The sequence below is a fragment of the Psychrobacter sp. CAM01 genome, assembly GCF_032842965.1.
In the GTDB taxonomy this organism is placed as follows: domain Bacteria; phylum Pseudomonadota; class Gammaproteobacteria; order Pseudomonadales; family Moraxellaceae; genus Psychrobacter; species Psychrobacter celer.
In genome coordinates, this window is sequence record NZ_JAWJBL010000008.1 from 419,809 (window position 1) to 440,301 (window position 20,493).

The 20,493-nt window shown below is 46.9% G+C and carries 12 protein-coding genes, 1 tRNA gene and 3 pseudogenes; 13 read left to right on the top strand and 3 right to left on the bottom strand.

Going from position 1 to position 20,493, the window contains the following annotated elements; all coding sequences use genetic code 11:
* Positions 1-33 precede the first annotated feature (33 nt).
* The 12 genes and pseudogenes from betA to R0I52_RS05510 all read left to right on the top strand — a co-directional run bounded on the left by betA (position 34) and on the right by R0I52_RS05510 (position 16,695).
* A complete protein-coding gene (gene betA / locus R0I52_RS05465) occupies positions 34-1,734 on the top strand; it encodes a choline dehydrogenase (protein ID WP_317053494.1) in 1,701 nt (566 codons plus the stop codon).
* A 359-nt stretch (positions 1,735-2,093) separates the two neighbouring features.
* Entirely contained in the window at positions 2,094-4,139 is a 2,046-nt protein-coding gene (betT, locus tag R0I52_RS05470; RefSeq protein WP_317053495.1) for a choline BCCT transporter BetT, read from the top strand.
* Positions 4,140-4,395: 256 nt separating this feature from the next.
* Positions 4,396-4,890 carry a M48 family metallopeptidase gene (locus R0I52_RS05475; RefSeq protein WP_317053496.1) on the top strand — a complete coding sequence of 165 codons (495 nt, stop codon included), beginning with the start codon at positions 4,396-4,398 and terminating at the stop codon, positions 4,888-4,890.
* 809 nt (positions 4,891-5,699) lie between these two features.
* Positions 5,700-7,343 (top strand): annotated as a pseudogene (locus R0I52_RS09020) (ESPR-type extended signal peptide-containing protein); the annotation flags it as partial.
* 483 nt (positions 7,344-7,826) lie between these two features.
* Positions 7,827-9,173: pseudogene (locus tag R0I52_RS09025) on the top strand (hypothetical protein); the annotation flags it as partial.
* 429 nt (positions 9,174-9,602) lie between these two features.
* Positions 9,603-9,950 (top strand): annotated as a pseudogene (locus R0I52_RS09030) (YadA family autotransporter adhesin); the annotation flags it as partial.
* An 81-nt stretch (positions 9,951-10,031) separates the two neighbouring features.
* On the top strand, positions 10,032-10,496 hold the full coding sequence (locus R0I52_RS05485; RefSeq protein ID WP_075100614.1) for an outer membrane protein assembly factor BamE: 465 nt from the start codon (positions 10,032-10,034) through the stop codon (positions 10,494-10,496).
* A gap of 186 nt (positions 10,497-10,682) precedes the next feature.
* On the top strand, positions 10,683-11,534 hold the full coding sequence (locus R0I52_RS05490) for a sterol desaturase family protein (protein ID WP_317053498.1): 852 nt from the start codon (positions 10,683-10,685) through the stop codon (positions 11,532-11,534).
* A 119-nt stretch (positions 11,535-11,653) separates the two neighbouring features.
* Positions 11,654-12,601: a DMT family transporter gene (locus tag R0I52_RS05495; protein WP_317053499.1), complete on the top strand. Its 948-nt coding sequence runs from the start codon at positions 11,654-11,656 to the stop codon at positions 12,599-12,601.
* A 67-nt stretch (positions 12,602-12,668) separates the two neighbouring features.
* Positions 12,669-13,082 carry a PaaI family thioesterase gene (locus R0I52_RS05500; protein WP_198336586.1) on the top strand — a complete coding sequence of 138 codons (414 nt, stop codon included), beginning with the start codon at positions 12,669-12,671 and terminating at the stop codon, positions 13,080-13,082.
* Between the two features lie 289 nt (positions 13,083-13,371).
* Entirely contained in the window at positions 13,372-15,732 is a 2,361-nt protein-coding gene (locus R0I52_RS05505) for an ATP-binding protein (RefSeq protein WP_317053500.1), read from the top strand.
* 24 nt (positions 15,733-15,756) lie between these two features.
* Entirely contained in the window at positions 15,757-16,695 is a 939-nt protein-coding gene (locus R0I52_RS05510; RefSeq protein ID WP_317053501.1) for a response regulator, read from the top strand.
* A gap of 19 nt (positions 16,696-16,714) precedes the next feature.
* Here R0I52_RS05510 and truC read toward each other — a convergent pair whose 3' ends face one another.
* Both truC and R0I52_RS05520 read right to left on the bottom strand, forming a co-directional pair.
* Positions 16,715-17,473, bottom strand: a complete 759-nt coding sequence (gene truC / locus R0I52_RS05515) for a tRNA pseudouridine(65) synthase TruC (protein ID WP_317053502.1) — start codon at positions 17,471-17,473, stop codon at positions 16,715-16,717.
* 413 nt (positions 17,474-17,886) lie between these two features.
* Positions 17,887-17,963: transfer RNA gene (locus R0I52_RS05520), tRNA-Val, on the bottom strand.
* Positions 17,964-18,339: 376 nt separating this feature from the next.
* Between R0I52_RS05520 and R0I52_RS05525 the strand changes: the two genes are divergently transcribed.
* On the top strand, positions 18,340-19,317 hold the full coding sequence (locus R0I52_RS05525; protein WP_317053503.1) for a glutathione S-transferase family protein: 978 nt from the start codon (positions 18,340-18,342) through the stop codon (positions 19,315-19,317).
* A 156-nt stretch (positions 19,318-19,473) separates the two neighbouring features.
* Here the strand turns inward: R0I52_RS05525 and hemB are convergent, their stop codons facing one another.
* Positions 19,474-20,481, bottom strand: a complete 1,008-nt coding sequence (gene hemB, locus R0I52_RS05530) for a porphobilinogen synthase (protein WP_317053504.1) — start codon at positions 20,479-20,481, stop codon at positions 19,474-19,476.
* Between the last annotated feature and the right edge of the window lie 12 nt (positions 20,482-20,493).

Consider the following 20,493-nt stretch of genomic DNA (forward strand, 5'->3'; position numbering starts at 1 on the left):
ACATGACGTATTTTTACTATTATGGAGCGTTTTATGACATCAACCACACCTGAATATGACTACATCATTGTCGGTGCAGGCTCAGCCGGAAACGTGCTGGCCACGCGCTTGACCGAAGATGCCAACATTAAGGTGTTGCTATTAGAAGCTGGTCGACCTGATTATCGACTAGACTTTCGCACGCAGATGCCAGCGGCGCTCGCGATGCCGCTACAAGGCACTACTTATAACTGGGGCTACAAAACCGATCCTGAGCCATATATGAATAACCGCGTCATGGACTGTGGCCGCGGTAAAGGGCTGGGCGGCTCATCCCTCATCAATGGCATGTGCTATATCCGTGGTAATGCGCTCGATTTTGACGACTGGGCCAAAATCAAGGGGTTAGAAGACTGGACGTATCTCGACTGCTTGCCGTACTTTAAAAAGTCAGAAAACCGCGACGCAGGCGAAAACGACTATCATGGCGTCGGTGGTCCGGTAGAAATGACCACCTCAAAACCTGGGGTCAATCCGCTGTTTGAAGCGATGATTGAAGCGGGCGTGCAGGCAGGCTATCCGCGTACAGAGGATTTAAACGGCTATCAGCAAGAAGGCTTCGGGCCAATGGATCGTTTTGTCACGCCTAATGGTCGCCGCGCATCAACGGCACGTGGGTATCTCGACCGTGCCAAACCACGTAGCAATATCACCATTTTGACCGGTGCCTTGACCGATGTGATTTTATTCGATGGTAAGCGCGCGGTCGGCGTTAAAGTTGAGCATCAAGGTCAAAGCAAAAAATTCTATGCCGCTCGTGAAGTGATCGTCTCATCGGGTGCTATCGCTTCGCCGCAATTATTGCAGCGCTCTGGTATTGGCCCTGGTCAGTGGCTCAAAGACTTGGGTATTAATGAGGTTTTAGAGTTGCCAGGCGTCGGTAACAACCTACAAGACCATCTAGAGCTGTATATGCAGTACGAATGTAAGCTACCCGTGTCGATTGCCCCTGCCAATAAATGGTGGAATAAGCCTGCGATTGGTGCTGAGTGGTTGTTTAATGGTACTGGTCTTGGCGCGTCCAATCAGTTTGAGGGAGGCGGCTTTATCCGTACCGATGAGAAGTTTACTCACCCCAATATCCAGTATCACTTCTTGCCATTAGCGGTGCGTTACGATGGCCGTAGTGCGGTGAAATCGCATAGCTTCCAAGCGCACGTGGGCTCATTGCGCTCGCCGAGCCGTGGCCGCGTCAAGCTCACTTCAAGAGATCCCAATGCGCATCCAAGCATTTTGTTTAACTATATGTCGCATGAGCAAGACTGGCAAGAGTTTCGCGCGGCGATGCGTATCACTCGTGAGATCATGCATCAGCCAGCGCTTGACCCATATCGCGGCCGCGCCATTGCGCCGACCGATGATCTGGTGACCGATGCGCAGCTAGATGAGTATGTCCGCAACCATAGTGAGACCGCTTATCATCCGTCGTGCACCTGTGCGATGGGTGAGGGCAATGATTCGGTGGTCAATGGTGAAGGGCTGGTACACGGTATCGATGGTCTGCGTGTGGTCGATGCGTCGATTATGCCAAATATCATCAGTGGTAACTTAAACGCCACCACCATTATGCTGGCCGAAAAAATCGTCGATAAGATGCGCGGCAAGCAATTACCACGCTCGACGGCGGACTATTATGTCGCCAATGGCGCACCGCTCAGAGCTGAGCCGATGCGTGCTTATCATACGACTGTATAAATAAACGTGCCAGCCAGTAGGCACGATATAAGGATAATATAACGTCAATTTCAAATAAAAGGCCTTTCAACGTAAAGGTCTTTTTTATCAGTGCAGGTTTGCTGGTACTCTTGTGAGCACTGACATCATCAGTCACTACCGCACACAAATGAGCATATCGGCTTTATTTTGTGCTGGCTATATTTTCATTGTTTTTTTAACGATGGTGCTAAGGGGTCTGCGGACTGTTTAGCGAATTTTTATTGATTGGTACTGCTTTGTGCATCCTGCGCTTATATAGATAACGTGGTAATTCTCCACTATGTTATGACGGACAAAGCACTATCAGATCCTGTTTCATTTACCTATTGAGGTCTTTTATGTACAGCTCGCCATCAGAAGATGCGACGAAACCCTTGAGTCTAAATAAAGCGGTTTTTTTAGGCTCGGCGATTATTTCTATTTTATTGATTATTTGGACGATTGCCTTGCCAGATTATAGTGAGGCATTATTAAGCGCGAGCATGGCGTGGGTATCAGAGAGCTTTGGCTGGTATTACATGCTGGTGGTGGCTGCTTATAGTATTTTTGCATTATTTGTAGGCTTTTCAAAATACGGCGATATCAAGCTGGGGCAGGACCACGAAAAAGCCCAGTTTCCCTTTTTGGCGTGGGCGGCGATGCTGTTTTCGGCCGGTATTGGTATCGATTTATTATTTTTTGGTGCCTCTGAGCCGTTGATGCATTATCTCACCCCGCATACGGGGCTAGAGCCCGCCAGTGCAGAAGCGATGCGCCAAGCGTTATCTCAGACTTTTTTACATTGGGGTCTGCATGGCTGGGGTATTTATGCGCTTATAGGTATGGCGCTAGCGTACTTTGCCTATCGCAAAAACATGCCGCTGGCGCTACGCTCACCGCTGACGCCTATCTTTGGCGAGCGCCTAGTCAAAGGCTGGCTGGGTGATGGCATTGATACCTTTGGCGTGGTCTGTACCTTGATGGGGATTGCCACCAGCTTAGGCATCGGCGTGTTGCAGGCCAACGCAGGTTTGACACATGTCTTCGGTATCGAGTCGAGCAAGATGGTGCAGAGCCTGATCATCTTGGGCGTGGTCTTAGCTGCCGCCATCTCAGCGATGACCGGTGTAGAAAAGGGCGTACGCCGCCTGTCTGAGTTCAATATGCTCTCGTCGATATTGCTATTGATTGCTATATTAGTGATGGGCAATACCGTGTACTTGCTCAACACCTTTACCCAAAGTATCGGTCAATACTTCCAAACCATCGTTTTCAAAACATTCGACGTCTATGCCTATGACGGCAGTGCTGGTGCCGATTGGAAATCAGGTTGGACGATATTTTTCTGGGCATGGTGGGTTGCTTGGGCACCCTTTGTCGGCTTGTTTATTGCGCGTATTAGCCGTGGCCGTACCTTGCGTGAGTTTGTCTTTGGTGTGATGTTTATTCCGTTGGGCTTTATCTTTGCTTGGTTCTCAATCTTTGGCAACTCAGCGATAGACTTGGTGGCCAATGGTGCGACAGAGCTGGGTGAAATCGCCATCAATGACGCGGCGATGGGTATGTTTGCCTTGTTTGAGTACTTCCCTTTTAGTGATGTTTTATCATTCGCTGGCGTGGTTATCGGGCTTATTTTCTTTGTGACTTCAGCAGATTCTGGTGCGCTAGTACTGGCCAATCTCAGCTCAAAAGGTATGACCAATGACACCGATGCACCGGTCTGGTTGCGCCTATTTTGGGCGGCAGCCACCGGTCTGATCACTTTAGGTCTGCTGTTCGCCGGCGGCTTTGCCTCATTGCAGTCGGTGTCTGTCATCGCAGGTTTGCCATTTTCGCTGATTTTGGTGCTTTATATGATGTCGATGTGGCGCAGCCTAAAAGAAGAAGGTAATAAGCGTAAAGCCAGTACGGTTGGCACCGCGAACGTGCTCGATAGTGGTAAGAGCTGGAAAGCGCGTCTGCAGCGTATCGTTAGTTTTCCAAGCCATACGCAAGTCGAGCGGTTTTTACAAAACATCGTCAAACCTGCCATGAGTGATGTCGAAAAAGAGCTAAGAGCTGGCGGTCTAAAGACGTCATTGGATGTGCGAAATCTGGCCAATATCGGTGACGATCTCGATGCAGGTCTAGACGATGACAATGGTCAGATAGATGGCATCAAGCTGCGCGTCGGTCATGGCGATGAAGATGACTTTATTTATGAGGTCAATCTCATCAAAGCTGAACGTCCGAATTTTACCTTGAATACCTCAACCAAGCATGCTGAGTTTTACTACCGTGCTGAGGTGTTTTTAAGCGATGGCTCGCAAGAGTACGACTTGGTGGGCTATACTAAAGAGCAAGTGCTGGTCGATATCTTGCATCAGTATGAGCGCCATTTGCAGTATCTACATTTAGAGCGTTAATTATCTAGATGTTGAATAACCAGATGTTAACTGGCTAGATACCGTGACAAAATTGTCTTTTAGATGACCCCATAAGTTACAGTTAGCTTATGGGGTTTATTTATGAGCTGACGATAGGTCAATAGGTGGTATAAGGTAAAATATATAGAAATAAGTTGTAAAGTATAGTCAGTAAAACATGATATCTATACCAGCAGTACCATAGTGTACTCAAAGTATTTTGACTAAGACATACCCTATATAAAAGGACAAATCTGTGACCACACTCAAGTACCTCGCTCATTATTCTGAGCATATTCAAAGCCAAGCGGCACGGCTCATCAGCGAGGGCAGGCTGGGCGATTATCTAGAAAGCAAATATCCCAATCGGCACCAAGTGCAAAGCGATAAGGCGCTTTATCAATATATAAATGACATAAAAAACCAGTCTATGCGCAAAATCGGCCCGCTATCGAATGTCAGTTATAGCAGCAAATTAAAAGTCCTCAAGCAGGCGCTGGGAGTTCATACCACGCAGTCTCGCATCCAAGGTAGTAAGCTTAAATCGCACAACAGCATCACGGTGGCCAGCTTATTTAAAGAGGCGCCGCCTGAGTTTTTGCGCATGATCGTCGTGCACGAGTTGGCGCATTTTAAGGAGCATGAGCACAACAAAGCATTTTATCAATTATGCTGCCATATGGAGCCAGAGTATCATCAGCTTGAATTAGACACGCGTTTGTGGCTGCATTGGCGTGAGTTGAGGTCTTAGTTGTATGAATATTCATAAAAGGTAATATATATATACCCTACTTTAAAACAGGTCCAGTGTTACTTGCATTAATTGTCCTTGCGTACTAGTTTTATTTAGGGTTGACTATATATTGTTTTCATAAATATATTTATTTTTATTTATATATGTATTTATAATTTCGAATATAATTAAGTCTAAGAGTTTTAGTTCTTATCATACGTATATTTAATTTTTGATGCTATGGATATAAAGTTAACTTGTTGATAGCGAAGTATCAGTATTCTTTAAAGTACTGATACTTAAAAGTATATATTCTTAGAAAGATAAGGCTTCAAGATCACTCTCTATAAAACGTCAATACAGTATCTGACTGCCCATTCTAATCGTATGTTGACATGCGCTTGCCTCATATTGCTTGACACGAACTGATTGTAACGATATCCGAGCAGCTCAATAAAAAAATGGTTCTTATTACCTAAGTAATAACCATTCAGCTTTTTATGGGTGGGAAAATATAAATTGATAGTAGACGATTTAAAAGTAAATTGTTTTCGTTTGTATAAATGCAGGGTTTTGACTAGGGTTATGCTTTATATTCAGACAAAAGGTTGTATTCATGGTATGAGTAGAATTGACGATATGAGCATATATATTAGTATGGTAAGTGAAACGTAAAAGCTGTTATCTTAGTTAGTAGTTGAAGTTATAACTATTTTAGTTTTTTGTATAAAACCTATCTTTTTTCTATTGTTTAATGATTCGAGACTATGGATTTAGTCTTTTTTAAACAAACAGCTTTTCTCAGGGGATAGTAATGGAGTTATGTCATGAATCGCAATTATAAAGTTGTCTGGAATCGCTCACTTGGCTGCTTTACGGCAGTTGCCGAATATGCCAAGGCCCGTGGTAAGTCATCGAATGGCTCTGTCAGTTCAAGCGCTGCGGTATCAGATGCGATCAGCTCGGGCGCGAAGTTATTGCGCTTGACGGCGATCTGTGCAGGAATTGCAGCGTCTGGGTTTAGTATGCAAGTGGTAGCAAATGTGGGAAATAGGTCAATAGATACTAGAGCCTGTAGTAGTAGCGCTGCAGCAGATTATTCTGATGGTGATATTGCTGTGGGTTGCGGTAGCGATGCTTCTGGTTCAAACGCTATTGTTATAGGCGGTAATGCGACTACCAAAGTGGACTCGGGGACGCAAGGTGGTCAAAGTGTCGCTATCGGTTTTGACGCGCAAGCAAAGGGGGATCAATCTGTTGCTTTAGGTGCCAATGTACGAGCGTCGGGCAATTCGTCGGTAGCAGTGGGTGGAGATGATGTTGACAAAATTGCTAATAATACAGGACAGTCTGCACAATATACGGCTATTACTGGAGGGACTTTAACTGCAGGTCAGTATCCCAATACAGAGGCTAGTGGTGCAGGTGCTTCAGCATTTGGAGTGCAGTCAGTAGCATCTGGCAACTTCTCAAGTGCTATCGGTATGACATCAAAAGCCAGCGGCGCGGCCTCTGTAGCTTTAGGTGTTAATGCCAAATCCTCAGGAGAAGGCGCCCTAGCAATAGGCGCTGTTTCTAACGCTTCTGAAAAAGGCTCTGTGGCATTAGGGATCAACTCAAAATCAAGCGGCTTAAACTCCATTGCTATTGGTTCAGGCAGTACTCCAGCGACAGGAGCTAATTCATCAGGTGCGAATGCAACGTCGATTGGTAGTGCATCGAGTGCAGCAGAAGGCGCGACCGCTATTGGTGCTGGTGCTAAAGCTACCGTTAATGGTGGCGTAGCTATTGGTACAAAAGCGGTTGCAAATATCAACTCAGGTATTAAAGGTTTTGATCCATCTACAGGTGGTGCAACGAATCAGACGTCAAACGTATGGCAGTCTACTCGTGGCGCAGTTGCTTTTGGAGATAGTGCTAATGGTATCACTCGCCAATTGACTGGATTGGCGGCAGGGACTAATGACTCTGACGCAGTAAACGTCGCGCAGCTAAAAACAGTAACGAATCAAACTTTTAAGGTTCAAGCTAATGATGATACAGCATCAGCGGTCAAATCAAGTGATACTATTAAGTTTGTAGATGGTAAAAATATTCAGATTACTCGGACTGATACAGGTTCCGGTAGTAATATTATTATTAAAACCAAAGATAACCTTGCTCTTGATAGCGTCACCACAGGCAACAGTGTCTTAAACAACGACGGCGTCACCATCACCGATGGTAGCAATATCACCGCTGTCACCAGTGCTGGCACTGAAGTCACTGACGGCACTAGCACCAGCAACTATGGCGCTGATGGCTTTGCCATTGCTGGCGGTCCAAGCGTAACTAGCGCCGGTATCAATGCAGGCAATAAAAAGATCACCAATGTTGATAACGGCAGTGTCACTTTAAACAGCAAAGACGCCATCAACGGCGGCCAGTTGTTTGACTCAGCCGACTCAGTAGCAAGCGTCATTGGCGGCAATGCGGTGAATAACGAAGGCTTAATCACCTCAACTGACATTGGCGGCACGGGTTCAAACACCATTGATGGTGCTATTACCAACGTTAAAGATGCGGCAACCAAAGCCAAGACCACCGTGACCGAAGGTGAGAACATTGTCGTCACGGAATCGACCAACCTTGATGGCTCGACCGACTACGAAGTGAAGACCAAGCGTGACCTTGCTCTTGATAGCGTCGCCACAGGCAACAGTGTCTTAAACAACGACGGCGTCACCATCACCGATGGTAGCAATATCACCGCTGTCACCAGTGCTGGCACTGAAGTCACTGACGGCACTAGCACCAGCAACTATGGCGCTGATGGCTTTACTGTTACAGATGCAACGGGTAACAGCAGTATCTTTAATCAAGGCGGCCTCAGCTTTACAGACACCCAAGGTGATGTAACTGGTCCAAGCATTACTGCAAGTGGCATTGATGCCGGTGGTTCTACCATCACCAACCTAAAAGATGGCATAAACGCTGGCGATGCAGTGAATAAAGGTCAGTTAGACGCTATTACTGGCAATATTACCGCAGGCGGGGTTCAGTATGATCGTAATACTGATGATACAGTAAACTACGACCAAGTCAGCTTCGCTGGTACACCAGCTATTGTCGGTAAAGATGACAATGATAACGACATCGTCGTTAGTGGTGGAACGACGCTTACTAACGTTGCCAATGGTATCAACGCCTCTGATGCAGTTAATAAAGGTCAGCTTGATAGTGTTACTAAGGTCAAAGTTTTTGATAAAAACGGTGATGAGGTCACGGTAAATTTGGCAGATCAAGTGGTTAACAACAATGTAAATAACAATGACTTAGAATCTTTATTCTTAACCTACAATAAAGAAGGCCAAGAAGTCACTGATCGCTTGACCATCGGTGAGACGGTGCAAAAAATGAACACGGAAGGCGTAAAATTTGCGCATACCAATGCTAGTAGTCAAAGCAAAGGCGACATTGCTAACGGTGTGACCAATGACTCAAGCGCAGGCGGTCTTGACTCTACTGCCATCGGTGTCAACGCCATTATCGAAGCCGGCGCTGACAGCACAGTAGCCCTAGGTCATGACACGTTTGCCTCGGCCGATGCGACAAACTCTGTCGTTATAGGTAAAGGGTCAGAGGTAACAGGTGAGTCATCAATTGCTATTGGTGATGGCGCGCAAGCGTTAGGTAATCAGTCCATTAGTATCGGTACCGGCAACGTTGTTAATGGCGATAACTCTGGTGCCTTTGGTGATCCAAGTATTATTGATGGCAGTAACAGTTACTCAGTGGGTAATAACAATACAATTAATAGTAATGACACCTTTGTCTTCGGTAATAATGTGACTCAAACTGTCGAAGGCTCGGTAGTATTGGGTACCGGCTCTGCAGCGATGACGGGCGCGGGTATCGCAGGGTTTGGGGCCGTTAGCAATGCTGCTATTGCTGCCACAACCAGTACTACAGGCGCAGTTGCTGTGGGTGATGCGGCTAATAACGTATATCGTCAAGTCACTGGCGTTGCCGCAGGTACGGCGGATTCCGATGCGGTCAACGTCTCACAGCTAAAAGCAGTCAGTGATGCGTTGGGTGATAGCAATGAAGCGCTCAGTAACGCTGCCGTGCAATACGACAAAAACCCAGATGATACTGTCAATAAAGGCAGCATTACATTAGGCGGCGCAGCAGGTACCACTATCACCAATGTCAAAGGCGGCTCTATCGCTGCAGGTAGTACTGATGCCATCAATGGTGGTCAATTGCATAATCTTGGTAGCGATGTCGCGGGTATTATCGGTGGTGATGCAACTTATGATGCAAATGGCAACCTAACTGCTAATAATATCGGCGGGACTGGTAAAGGCAACATTAGCGATGCTATTGCTTCTATTAACCAAGGTAATGCTCAGGCCAACGAAGACATCCAAGTCAATGCTGATAATATCCAAGCCAATACTGACAGGCTCGATACAGGTCTTAGCTTTGGGGCAGACACTGGGGATAATATCAACAAGCCTATTGGTGACAGTAGTGCGCTTAAGTTTGAAGGCGGCAATAATATCACCACCTCTGCCACTGGTGACGGTATCAAGTTTGACTTAAACGGCAATATCAGTGTGGACAGTGTCACGGCTGATAGTGTGACCACAGGTAATACCACAGTCAGCAATAATGGTATCACCATCAAAGATGGTCCAAGCATGACCACAGGCGGTATCAATGCCGGTGATAAAACAATCACTGGTGTCGCTGATGGCATCGAAGTCAATGATGCTGTCAACCTTGGTCAGCTTAATGCGCTGGATGGGAAGCTCAGTAACAGCGTCAATGAGCTCGGTTACAAAATCAATGAAGTAGAAGATGATGCCAATGCGGGTATTTCGGCAGCAATGGCAATGTCTTCACTGCCACAAGCTTACATCCCTGGTAAGTCGATGGTCGGCGGTGGTATCGCCACTTATAATGGTCAAAGTGCCGTGGCAATTGGTGTGTCTAAAGTGTCTGACAATGGCCGCTGGGTCATTAAAGTCAACGGCACCGCAGATACCCAAGGCAATGCTGGCGGCGCAGTGGGTGCAGGCTTCCATTTCTAATCGACCTTGCGATGTCGTGACAGCGTTTACCCGTGAGTAGACGCTGTCAACTCACTTATAAAACATATTTAGGGATGTATAATGAAAAAATCTGTATATCATTATGGTTTACTGGCAACGACGGCATTACTTTTTACGATGACCGGCTGTAGCCAAAAAAACATTTTACCAACTTGGCACTTAACCCCTGGGGCGCAGCATGGCTCTGTCGATGCCGATGACTTGGTCTTTCCTGACCCCAACAAAGCATGGCAAAAAGGCGGTACTATCGTCAATCACGATGATGTTGCCAAGATAAGCGTAGGGACGACAAAGGATGAGATTTACAAGCTCATCGGTACACCGCACTTTAGCGAAGGTTTTAATGCTCGTGAATGGGATTACATTCTCAAGTTTTATGGCGCTGATAATAACGTAGAAACTTGCCAATATAAAATCATCTTTGATGACAGCTATGAGGGCAGAATACGTGACGATGAATTCTTCGCCACTGAGTTTTATTGGCAGCCAGCATCTTGCGCAAAATACGCACAGTTTACGCCTTGATGGTTTGATCTGTATTTACGATTAAAGGCGCCAAATGAAAGCGCATAAGTGAAAGAGTAAGGCATGGTGTCTTACTCTTTTTTGCTTTTGATGGTTATGCTTGACAGCTGCTTGGTGGATTACCTGATGGAGTCACAAAGATATGTGCTATGGTAGTCGTTCTAAAGCATTATTAATGGGTGAAACATGGATGTTTTCTCATATTGGCAAGGGTTTTACCGCGACCCTTGGTTTTGGCAGTTCCCGATGGCGACACTGGCTATTAGTATGGCGGCTTTTTTGGTGGTGGCGGTTCCATGGACCATAGTCGCTTGGATTGACCCTGTTTCGTTGCGTAAATACAAAATTCAACAAAAGCCATTTGAGATGCAGCGGTTTTTGTGGCCTTCTGTTGGTCGCATTGTCATCAATAACATAATCTTGGCGGCTTTGTTGATTGTTAGTTGGCCTCTGCTCAAGCAGACGGGCGTGCATAATGGGGCGCTGCCAGCGTGGTACATCATTATCGCGCAATTGGTGTTTTTTGTGCTGCTTGATGATTTTTTGTATTATTGGATGCATCGATATATGCACCAAAACAAGTGGCTGCTCAGAAATATCCATAGTGTGCATCACCGTATTCACAATACCTGCAGCATCAATGGCAACTATATGCACTGGGCCGAGTATGCGTTGACCGCGGCCCTTACATTGGTGGGGCCAATCATCATCGGGGCCCATATTTATGTGGTATGGCTGTGGGTGATCTTGCGACAAATCGAAGGCGCAGATGGTCATATCGGTTATGATATTCCGTGGAATCCTGCGCATCTCTTTCCTGTGTATCAGGGGCCTGTCTATCACGACTTTCATCATGCCAAATTCAAAGGCAACTATGCTGGGTTTTTGCCTTACTTAGATAAGTATCTGGGGGAGACGTATATCCCTACTTACTTACGATATTTGCAAGAAAAAAAGAAGGGACGAACACCGATAGAAATTGCGCAAATCGAGCACGACCAAAGGCAGGCGAAGAAACGCAAAAAGGCCACTACGTAGGAAGGTAGGCAGATAGGTAAATGTGATGGAGTCAGATGCGATGGCCCAGACGTGCGTTTTTGCATGAAACCGTATGAGTATGACGATCAACGATAAAATACGATCCGATAGGATAGCCGATGAGTACACGCAAGACGCCGCCCATACGGGCGGGTAAAGCAACATGGCTTGTCCCCGTACTGTGTCTGTTGGCGGGTGGAACACTGATCGGTGTTTCGACCAATGTGGCAAAATATGCAGGAGTGGTGGGGCTGACGCCATTGGCGTTTTTGTTTTGGTCGATAGCAGGCGCCGCTCTCATACTGTTGGTGATGGCTGTGCTTAGGCACGAGTTGCCACCCTTGAATAAACGTAGCTTTGAGTATTATTTTATCGCCGCTTTGGTCAGTGTGGCGGGGGCTAATTTGTTGCTATTTTCGGCCATTCCTCATGTCGGCGCAGGGTTTGTGGCGCTGATTGTGTCGTTGCCGCCGCTGCTCACTTATCTGGCCGCGCTCACTTTACGCATGGAGCGCTTTGATATCAGTCGTGCGTTTGGTGTGGGGGCTGCGCTACTGGGAGCGGGGGTGCTGGCGGCACACAAATTCTCTGCGCCAGACACCAGTATGTTTTGGGTATTGATTGCGCTGTGTGGGCCAGTGCTGCTGGCAGCTGGTAATATTTACCGCACGTTGCGCTGGCCTACGGGTGCCTCTCCCAATGCGCTAGCACCAGGGATGCTGTTGGCGGCGGCACTGCTGTTATTATTGTGTGCAGCGTTGCCGGGTTTTTCAGTGGCGTTACCGCATACAGGATGGCTGCCGATTGCTGTGATTGTCTTACAAGCGTGGCTCTTTGCTGGGCAGTTTTTGCTATTGTTTTTATTACAAAAGACGGGTGGCCCAGTGCTGCTTAGCTTATTGGGCGCGGTGGGCGCGGTCGTCGGCGTGCCAATCGCTATTTTTTTGCAAAAAGAGACGCCGCCTGAGGGGGTGTTTTTAGGCGCTTCACTGATTGCGGTAGGTGTGGTTTTGGTGACGTGGGGCGGGGTAAGAGTGACGGCGCGAGCAGCAAAAGACAGTGAATAAAACAGCAGTAAGTAAAAAAGTAACTTATACTTATAAAGGAATAAGAACCGCTGAACAAGGAGCGTATATGTCGGCAACTAAAGAACAGATCGTCGCCTTTATGGCAGCAGAGTTTCCGCAGACCAAATGCGTGGTCGAGTCGGTAGATGATAAAGGGGCAGTGCTATCACATGATATTGGCATAGATGAGCTACGCCCAGGTGGGACAGTATCAGGGCCTGTATTGATGAGCATCGCGGATGTGGCAATTTATGTGGCCATCCTCGGTAGGATCGGCATCGTACCTTTGACCGTGACCACCAGTTTGACGATTAATTTTTTGCGAAAACCCTCGTCTGAGGCTCGTATCATAGCGGAGTGCACTTTGATAAAAGTGGGGCGAACCCTGATAGTGGGTGAGGTGTCGCTGTATTCAGAAGGCTCAAGTGATATGGTGGCTCATGTCGTCGGAACGTACTCGGTGCCACCAGCGCTCACATAATGCCAGTCATACAACAAATCATTTTAGATACTATCATCTAAATTGCTATCATTTAAAATATTAGTGAAGTAAAGTTTATTATTGTTTTCTAAAAAAGCTCTTAGCGTCACTGCTGAGGGCTTTTTTATTTGTATGGTCTGAATAATAGTAAACACCAGTTTTGTCATCATATTGTCATAACGGCACCGTATCCTTGTGCTCACGATAAATCATGGTTGCGTCACACTCATATCTTTAGTTGTTTATTGATATGTCGATAGCAGTCAACGCATAGCCATTAGGGATGTTTATGAAGGTTGTTGGTCGGTCTGGCAGTATTTCCACTCGTATCTTGGTTATTTTGGCACTGGCTTTTTTGTTGATTATTTTATTGGTGTACTGGGTCATACAAACACAAGCCAAACCACGCATTCTAGCGATGACGTCAGAGATAGTCGTAGAAACTGGCAACGAAGCCATCAATAGCATCATGGCCAGTATCAATCATGTCGATGGACTGGCCAAAGCCACCAGCACGATGGCAGGCGGCTTGCCAAAACAAGATGACATTTATAAACAAACCTTTGGCAACCTCATGCAGCAGACGGATGCGCGTATCGTGGGCGGCGGTGTGTGGTTTGATCCCAATATGTATGTACAAGGCCGCGAGCGCCAGTCGTTTGTCTGGGCGCGAGACACGTCAGGCGTGATGCAGCCATTGACGCGTTATAATCAAGCTCGTCAAACGCCAACCTCGTATTATCGGGACTGGTGGTACATCCCTGCGATGTATGCGCGTCACGACCACTGCGTCTGGAGCCGAGCCTACGTCGATCCTGTGAGCAACCAGCGGGTAATGACCTGTGCCAAGGCGCTGTATGACAGTCGCAATCAGGCATTTGATGGGGTGGTGAGCTTTAATTTGTTGCTGGATAACCTCGGCGCTGCCATGAAAAAGTGGCAAGACAAACTCGGTGGTTATGTGTTTTTGGTCGATTTGGACAATCGACTTTTGGCCTTTCCAGAGCAATCGAAGGTCACACAAACTACTGAGAATAATCCGCAAGGTGAGGTAGTCACGGCACGGCAGCTGGCCGCCCAAAGCCCTGGTTTTGCGCCGATTGCGGATAGCTTAGAGCGTATCAATCATCAGCTGATCGATGAAGCACTGGCAAAAGATGAAGGCCGCTTTACCCTCGCTGCTCGTAGTATCTTGAGCACCACCAATCTAGACAAGATTAGCGAGCAAGAGTCCAAACTGCTCTCTGCTTTACTGCTATTAAATATCGATCAGACGTTTGCGCTTGTAGACAGTCATTTGGTTGAGACCATCGCTGTGCCCGATGATTTTATATTGCAGCAGCCGGCGACCGCTTTTGTCTTTCGTATGCCGTTTACCTATTGGAAGATGGTCGTCGTCAAGCCTGATAACGATATGATGAGCGTGGCAAATGCGTTGTCCGACAAGCTGATTCAGGCCATGTTGTTGGGTTTTATACCGATCTTATTATTGACCGCATGGGTGTTTCGTCGCTACTTCACGCGGCCGCTCAAGCGGATGGCCGATGCTGTGGCTGACATGGGTACGCTGATTGAACAAAAGCAATATCAGCAGTTAAGCGCGCACAAACTGCCAGCCTCAGCGGTCAGTGAAATCCATGTCATCAGTGAACAAACCAATCACCTGATCGACCGTATCGTCGAAAACGAAGGCGCACTGGCTGAAATCAATGTCCATCTAGAAAAGCAAGTCGCAGCTCGAACCCAAGACCTACAGCAAGCCATGAATGAGCTAAAAGCCTCACAAGTGCAGCTGGTACGCTCCGAAAAAATGGCCACGCTCGGCCAGATGGTGGCAGGTGTGGCACACGAGGTCAATACCCCGCTTGGCTATGTGCGCAGCAATATGGAATTGGTGGGTGATAATCTGGGGCGTTTTGATGAGCTGATACAGCATACCGAGCAGTTATTGCAGGTCTTAAAGGAACCAAATACCCCGCCAGAAAAAACCGAGCAACTGATAGCGCAAACCTTACAATGCTGCGAGGCAATCAAAGAAGATGAGGCCAGTGAGGATTTGGCCGATTTGATTAAAGATGGGCTGTACGGCGTCGATCAGATTGCAGAGCTGGTCGTCAGCTTGCGTGATTTTTCTCGAATTGATGAATCTAAAGTCAAAGAAGTCGATATCAATGACTGTATCACCACTTCACTTGTCATGGCGCGAAACAATCTAAAAACCCTAGACGTCAGCACAGAGCTTGCCGAGCTGCCGTTGATTCAATGCAACCCTTCACAAATCAACCAAGTGTTATTAAACCTATTTAATAATGCCGCTCAAGCCATGCCAGCCGATCGTAGAGGCACATTGCATATTACGTCATCTGTCGATGACACCCAGCAGTACCTAGCTGTGAGTGTCAAAGACAATGGCGTGGGCATCGAGGAGAGCAAGCTGGTACAGATTTTTGAGCCATTTTTTACCACCAAAAAAGCCGGTGAAGGCACAGGCCTAGGGCTGGCTATTAGCGCGCAAATCATGGAGCAGCATCATGGACGTATGGAGGTCAGCTCAGTCGTTGGGAAGGGCACGACGTTTACGCTGCTGCTGCCTGTGCAGTCGACTGCTCATAAGAGCAAACCAGCTCGGGCTTTATTTGAAAATGAATAGACTTAAAACTATAAAGAGAATGACATGCAAAAACCAAAGATTGCCTTTATCGATGATGAACCGCGCATTTTACGCAGTTTAAAGATGCACTTTCGCCAGTCGCACGATGTGTTTACCACCACTGATGCCGCCGAGCTGATGGCGTATGTCAGCCGCCACGATGTCCAAGTGGTCATCAGTGATCAGCGTATGCCAGATAAGCAAGGGACAGAAGTACTGCGTGATATCAAAGAGAAATCGCCAAACACCATTCGTATTTTATTGACCGGTTATGCCGATCTAAACGCGGTGATTGATTCGGTCAATGAAGGCGAGATTTATCGTTATATCACCAAACCTTGGCAAAATGACGAGCTAAAAGACGTCATCAACAAAGCGACAGAGATTGCTCAACAAACACAAGACATTGCCCCGAGTGTTTTTGGGGACACCGCACTGTCTCACCTTGCATACAGTAATGCAGCTGGCAAGCGCCATCTACTGGTATTAGACGATGACGAGCATGTCTACCAGCAAATAAAAAGTCATTTTAAGGGTGCCTATACAGTGAGCTGGGCAAACACGCTTGAGCAGGCAGCAAGCTTATTACAAAAAAAGCGCTTTGGGGTCACCATTACTGACGCCACGCTCAACGAAGAAAACATCACGCCTGTGGTTTATGCCCTAAAAAACATCCAGCCAGATTTGATGGTGTTGATGCTGACTGAATTTAAAGATGCTCATATGGTGATTGATTTAATCAATAAGGGTCAAGTGTATCGCTGCTTACCACGACCGACCAATTTTTCTATGATGAGTATCAGTTTGGATCGCGCCTTTGATCATCATGAGCGACTACTCCAGCAGCCGATACTGGCGGCGCGCCATCAGGTTGAGGCAGTGCCTGCGTCCGAGGCGTTTAGCTTTTCTGAGAGAATAAAAGGTTTTTTTACCAAAATAAAAAGTTGGCGCATCGGTAAATAGCACCGATGGATACCTGCGCCTAGTCTGTAATACTCGCTGTCCAATCAAAAGCTTCTATAATGTGTCGCCACTGCTCGTCCAGTCCCGCTTTTAGTAGCAGTGGCTCACCGGTGACAGGGTGGCTGAGCGCCAAGCTGTGAGCATGCAGTAGCATGCGCGTGCAATCATACTGAGTACGAAAAAATCGATTGTGCCGTCCATCGCCGTGACTGGTATCACCCACGATGGGGTGAAACAAATGCTTCATATGCCGGCGCAACTGATGTTTGCGGCCAGTGACGGGCATCAAGCGCATGAGACTGTAGCGGCTGGTGTTGTGTTTTTTTGATACGGCAAATGGCAGCTCGATCTGTGCTAAGCGTTGCCAATGAGTCACCGCTTCTTGAGCAGGTTTGTCCACATTGGCAAACTTATCGGCGATGGCGTCTGGCTGAAAGCTTAGCGCATGATCGACAGAGCCTTGCTCTGGCATAAAGCCGCGCACCACCGCCAAATACTGCTTGGTTACCTTGCGCGTAGTAAAAGCCTCAGTCAACGTGCGCGCCACGTCCGCACTTTTGGCAAACAGTAATACCCCTGACGTCGGCCGATCCAGACGATGTACGGGAAACACATGACAGCCTACGGCATCACGGGTCAGCTGCAAAGCAAAGCGCGTCTCGCCTTTATCCAGCCAGCTGCGATGCACCAATAATCCCGCCTCTTTATTAATCGCCACCAAAAACTCATCTTCATAAATAATCTCTACTTGGTCGACGTTATCACTTTCGATATTCATATGTTTTACCCATCTGTAGAGGCTATCATTTTATATTCATTATACATCAGCTGTTTTTATATATAGTCAGGTCAATATAAACAGGATACAGCGAGACTGGAATGAATTTTACGCAGCACCCGTCGTATACAGTGTAGCTCTTTTATGTAGTAATGACGACATCGCTTTTTTAGCGTCTTGCTGAAAATGACAGCTACTATCAGACTGAGCCATGCCGAAAAAATCGTAGAGAGAAACTTGATAAACTAAGCTCATTAATCGGAGTTTGCTATGATCAAGAAAGTGAGAGCCTGCAGTGACGAATTCAAAGCTAAAGCTGTCAAGAAAATAGCGAACGATAAGGGGTGCCTTCTTCTTTCAGAACGGGATACATAAAAAAAGCCCCAATCTTAAAGATTGGGGCTTTTCGAATCTGGTAGGCGTAACTAGATTCGAACTAGCGACCTCTACCATGTCAAGGTAGCGCTCTAACCAACTGAGCTATACGCCTATTTAGGTTGAGCATTTTAGCAAGTTTTTAAGACTTTGCAAGCCTTTTTTATAAAAAAATTGAATTATTATGAAAATACTTATAATTCTTTCGATATTGAAGCTTTTTATGGCATTTCCTCTATAGTTTGGCGACAGCCAGCGATTTATCTAATGCGTTTGGTTGATGTTTTGTGGGTGATAAGCATTAAGAATAAAGCTGCATAGAGATATCATCGGCATTGATGCTACTATGGTTGTCATAATGGCTCAGTGGTTTTCATAAAAGAGCAATGGTTTTGATCAGAGGTCGTTGTTCAGACTGTTTTTTTTGATGTCAGCACTCAATGATGACGGTGACAAGGCTATGATGATATTAACGTAGAGTGGGATAGATTATGGGGTTATTAGTCAAAGGTAAGTGGCAAGATCAGTGGTATGACACAAAATCCAGTGGGGGGCGTTTTCAGCGTGAGGACGCAGGCTTTAGAAACTGGGTGACCGCAGACGGTAGCGCAGGCCCATCAGGGGTAGGCGGTTTTAAAGCCGAGCCAAACCGTTATCATCTGTATGTATCGCTGGCTTGCCCTTGGGCGCATCGTACTACCATTTATCGTAAGCTCAAGGGCTTGGAGGATATGGTGTCGTTGTCGGTCGTGCATCCATTTATGGGTGATAAGGGCTGGACGTTTGCCGCGGGCGAGGGCGTGATTGCTGATCCGCTACACGATGCCGATTATGCTTATGAGATATATGTTGCGGCGAAGCCTGATTATACAGGGCGCGTCACGGTGCCTATCTTATGGGATAAAAAAACCAACACCATCGTCAGTAATGAGTCATCAGAGATCATCCGTATGTTTAATACCGCCTTTGATGAGGTCGGCGCGCGTGCTGGTAACTTTTTGCCAGCAGAGAAGATGGCTGAAATCGATGAGATCAACGATAGGGTCTATACAGCGGTAAACAATGGTGTCTATAAGGCAGGGTTTGCTACCACGCAAGCTGCTTATGAAGAGGCAGTAACAGCGCTATTTGAGGCGTTAGACATGCTCGAGGCGCGCTTGTCTCAGCAGCGCTACTTGGTCGGCCAAACGATCACAGAAGCAGATTGGCGCTTATTTACCACGCTTGTGCGTTTTGATAGTGTGTATTTTGGTCATTTTAAATGCAACATACGCCGTATTGTTGATTACCCCAATCTGTGGGGCTATCTGCGAGAGTTGTATCAAGTGCCAGGCGTTGCAGAGACGGTCAATATGACGCACATCAAGCAACACTATTATGGCAGTCATGCCAATATCAATCCAACAGGTATCGTCCCTGTCGGGCCTGCGATTGATTTTAATTCACCACATCAGCGTGATAAGGCATAAGTTCATTTTAAAGTGACCATTTATCAAATTGTCTGTGTGTTTAAGAGGTTCACTGACATAGGTTAACGGATAAAAAATATCACAACAAAAAACGCCCCAGCTGACCGATGTGAGCTGGGGCGTTTTTGAAAGGTAAGTTGTTGATTACACTTACCTTTAAGCGTTATTTAGCTGACGCGCTGCCTCTAAGGCAAAATAGGTCAAGATGCCGTCGGCACCCGCGCGGCGAAAGCCAATCAAAGACTCTAGGATCACCGCATCAGTTAGCCAGCCATTTTGAATCGCGGCCATGTGCATGGCATATTCGCCAGATACCTGATAAGCAAAAGTTGGCACGCCAAAGGTATTTTTGACTTCGCGAATCAAATCTAGATAGGGCTGACCGGGCTTGATCATCACCATATCGGCGCCTTCGTTGATGTCCATGGCCACCTCGTGTAGAGCCTCGGCGCGGTTACCAAAGTCCATTTGGTATTGTTTTTTGTGTCCACCTTTTAGGTTGCCTGCACTGCCGACAGCATCACGGAATGGTCCATAGTAAGCCGAGGCGTATTTGGCAGAATAAGCCATGATAGCGGTATTGACAAGACCTTCGCTCTCAAAGGCATCACGCATGGCTTTGATACGGCCATCCATCATGTCACTTGGTGAGATGATATCAGCGCCAGCCTGTGCATGGACGAGGGCTTGCTTGACCAATACCTCGATGGTGGCATCGTTGATGACATAGCCACTATCGTCGAGCAGACCATCTTGGCCATGTGAGGTATACGGGTCTAGTGCTACGTCAGTCATCACTACCATTTCTGGTACGGCGTCTTTTATGGCTTTTACTGCGCGCGCTGTCAGGCCGTTTTTATCGTAGGCTGCTTTACCGTCTGGGGTTTTTAGGGCGTTGTCAATGACGGGGAAGATATCGATGGTTGTGACGCCCTCATTTAATAGCGCTTTGGCATAATCGATGAGCAGATCGATAGATAGACGCTCGACCCCTGGCATGCTAGAGATGGCCTCACGCTGGTTTTTGCCTTCTAAGACAAAAACGGGGGCGATAAAGTGTTTGGGATGTAGCTCCACTTCACGAATCATCGCGCGTACATTGTCGTTATAACGCAAGCGGCGCAAGCGAGTGGCAGGATATTGACGGTTAAAGGTATAGCTCATAATCATTCCTTA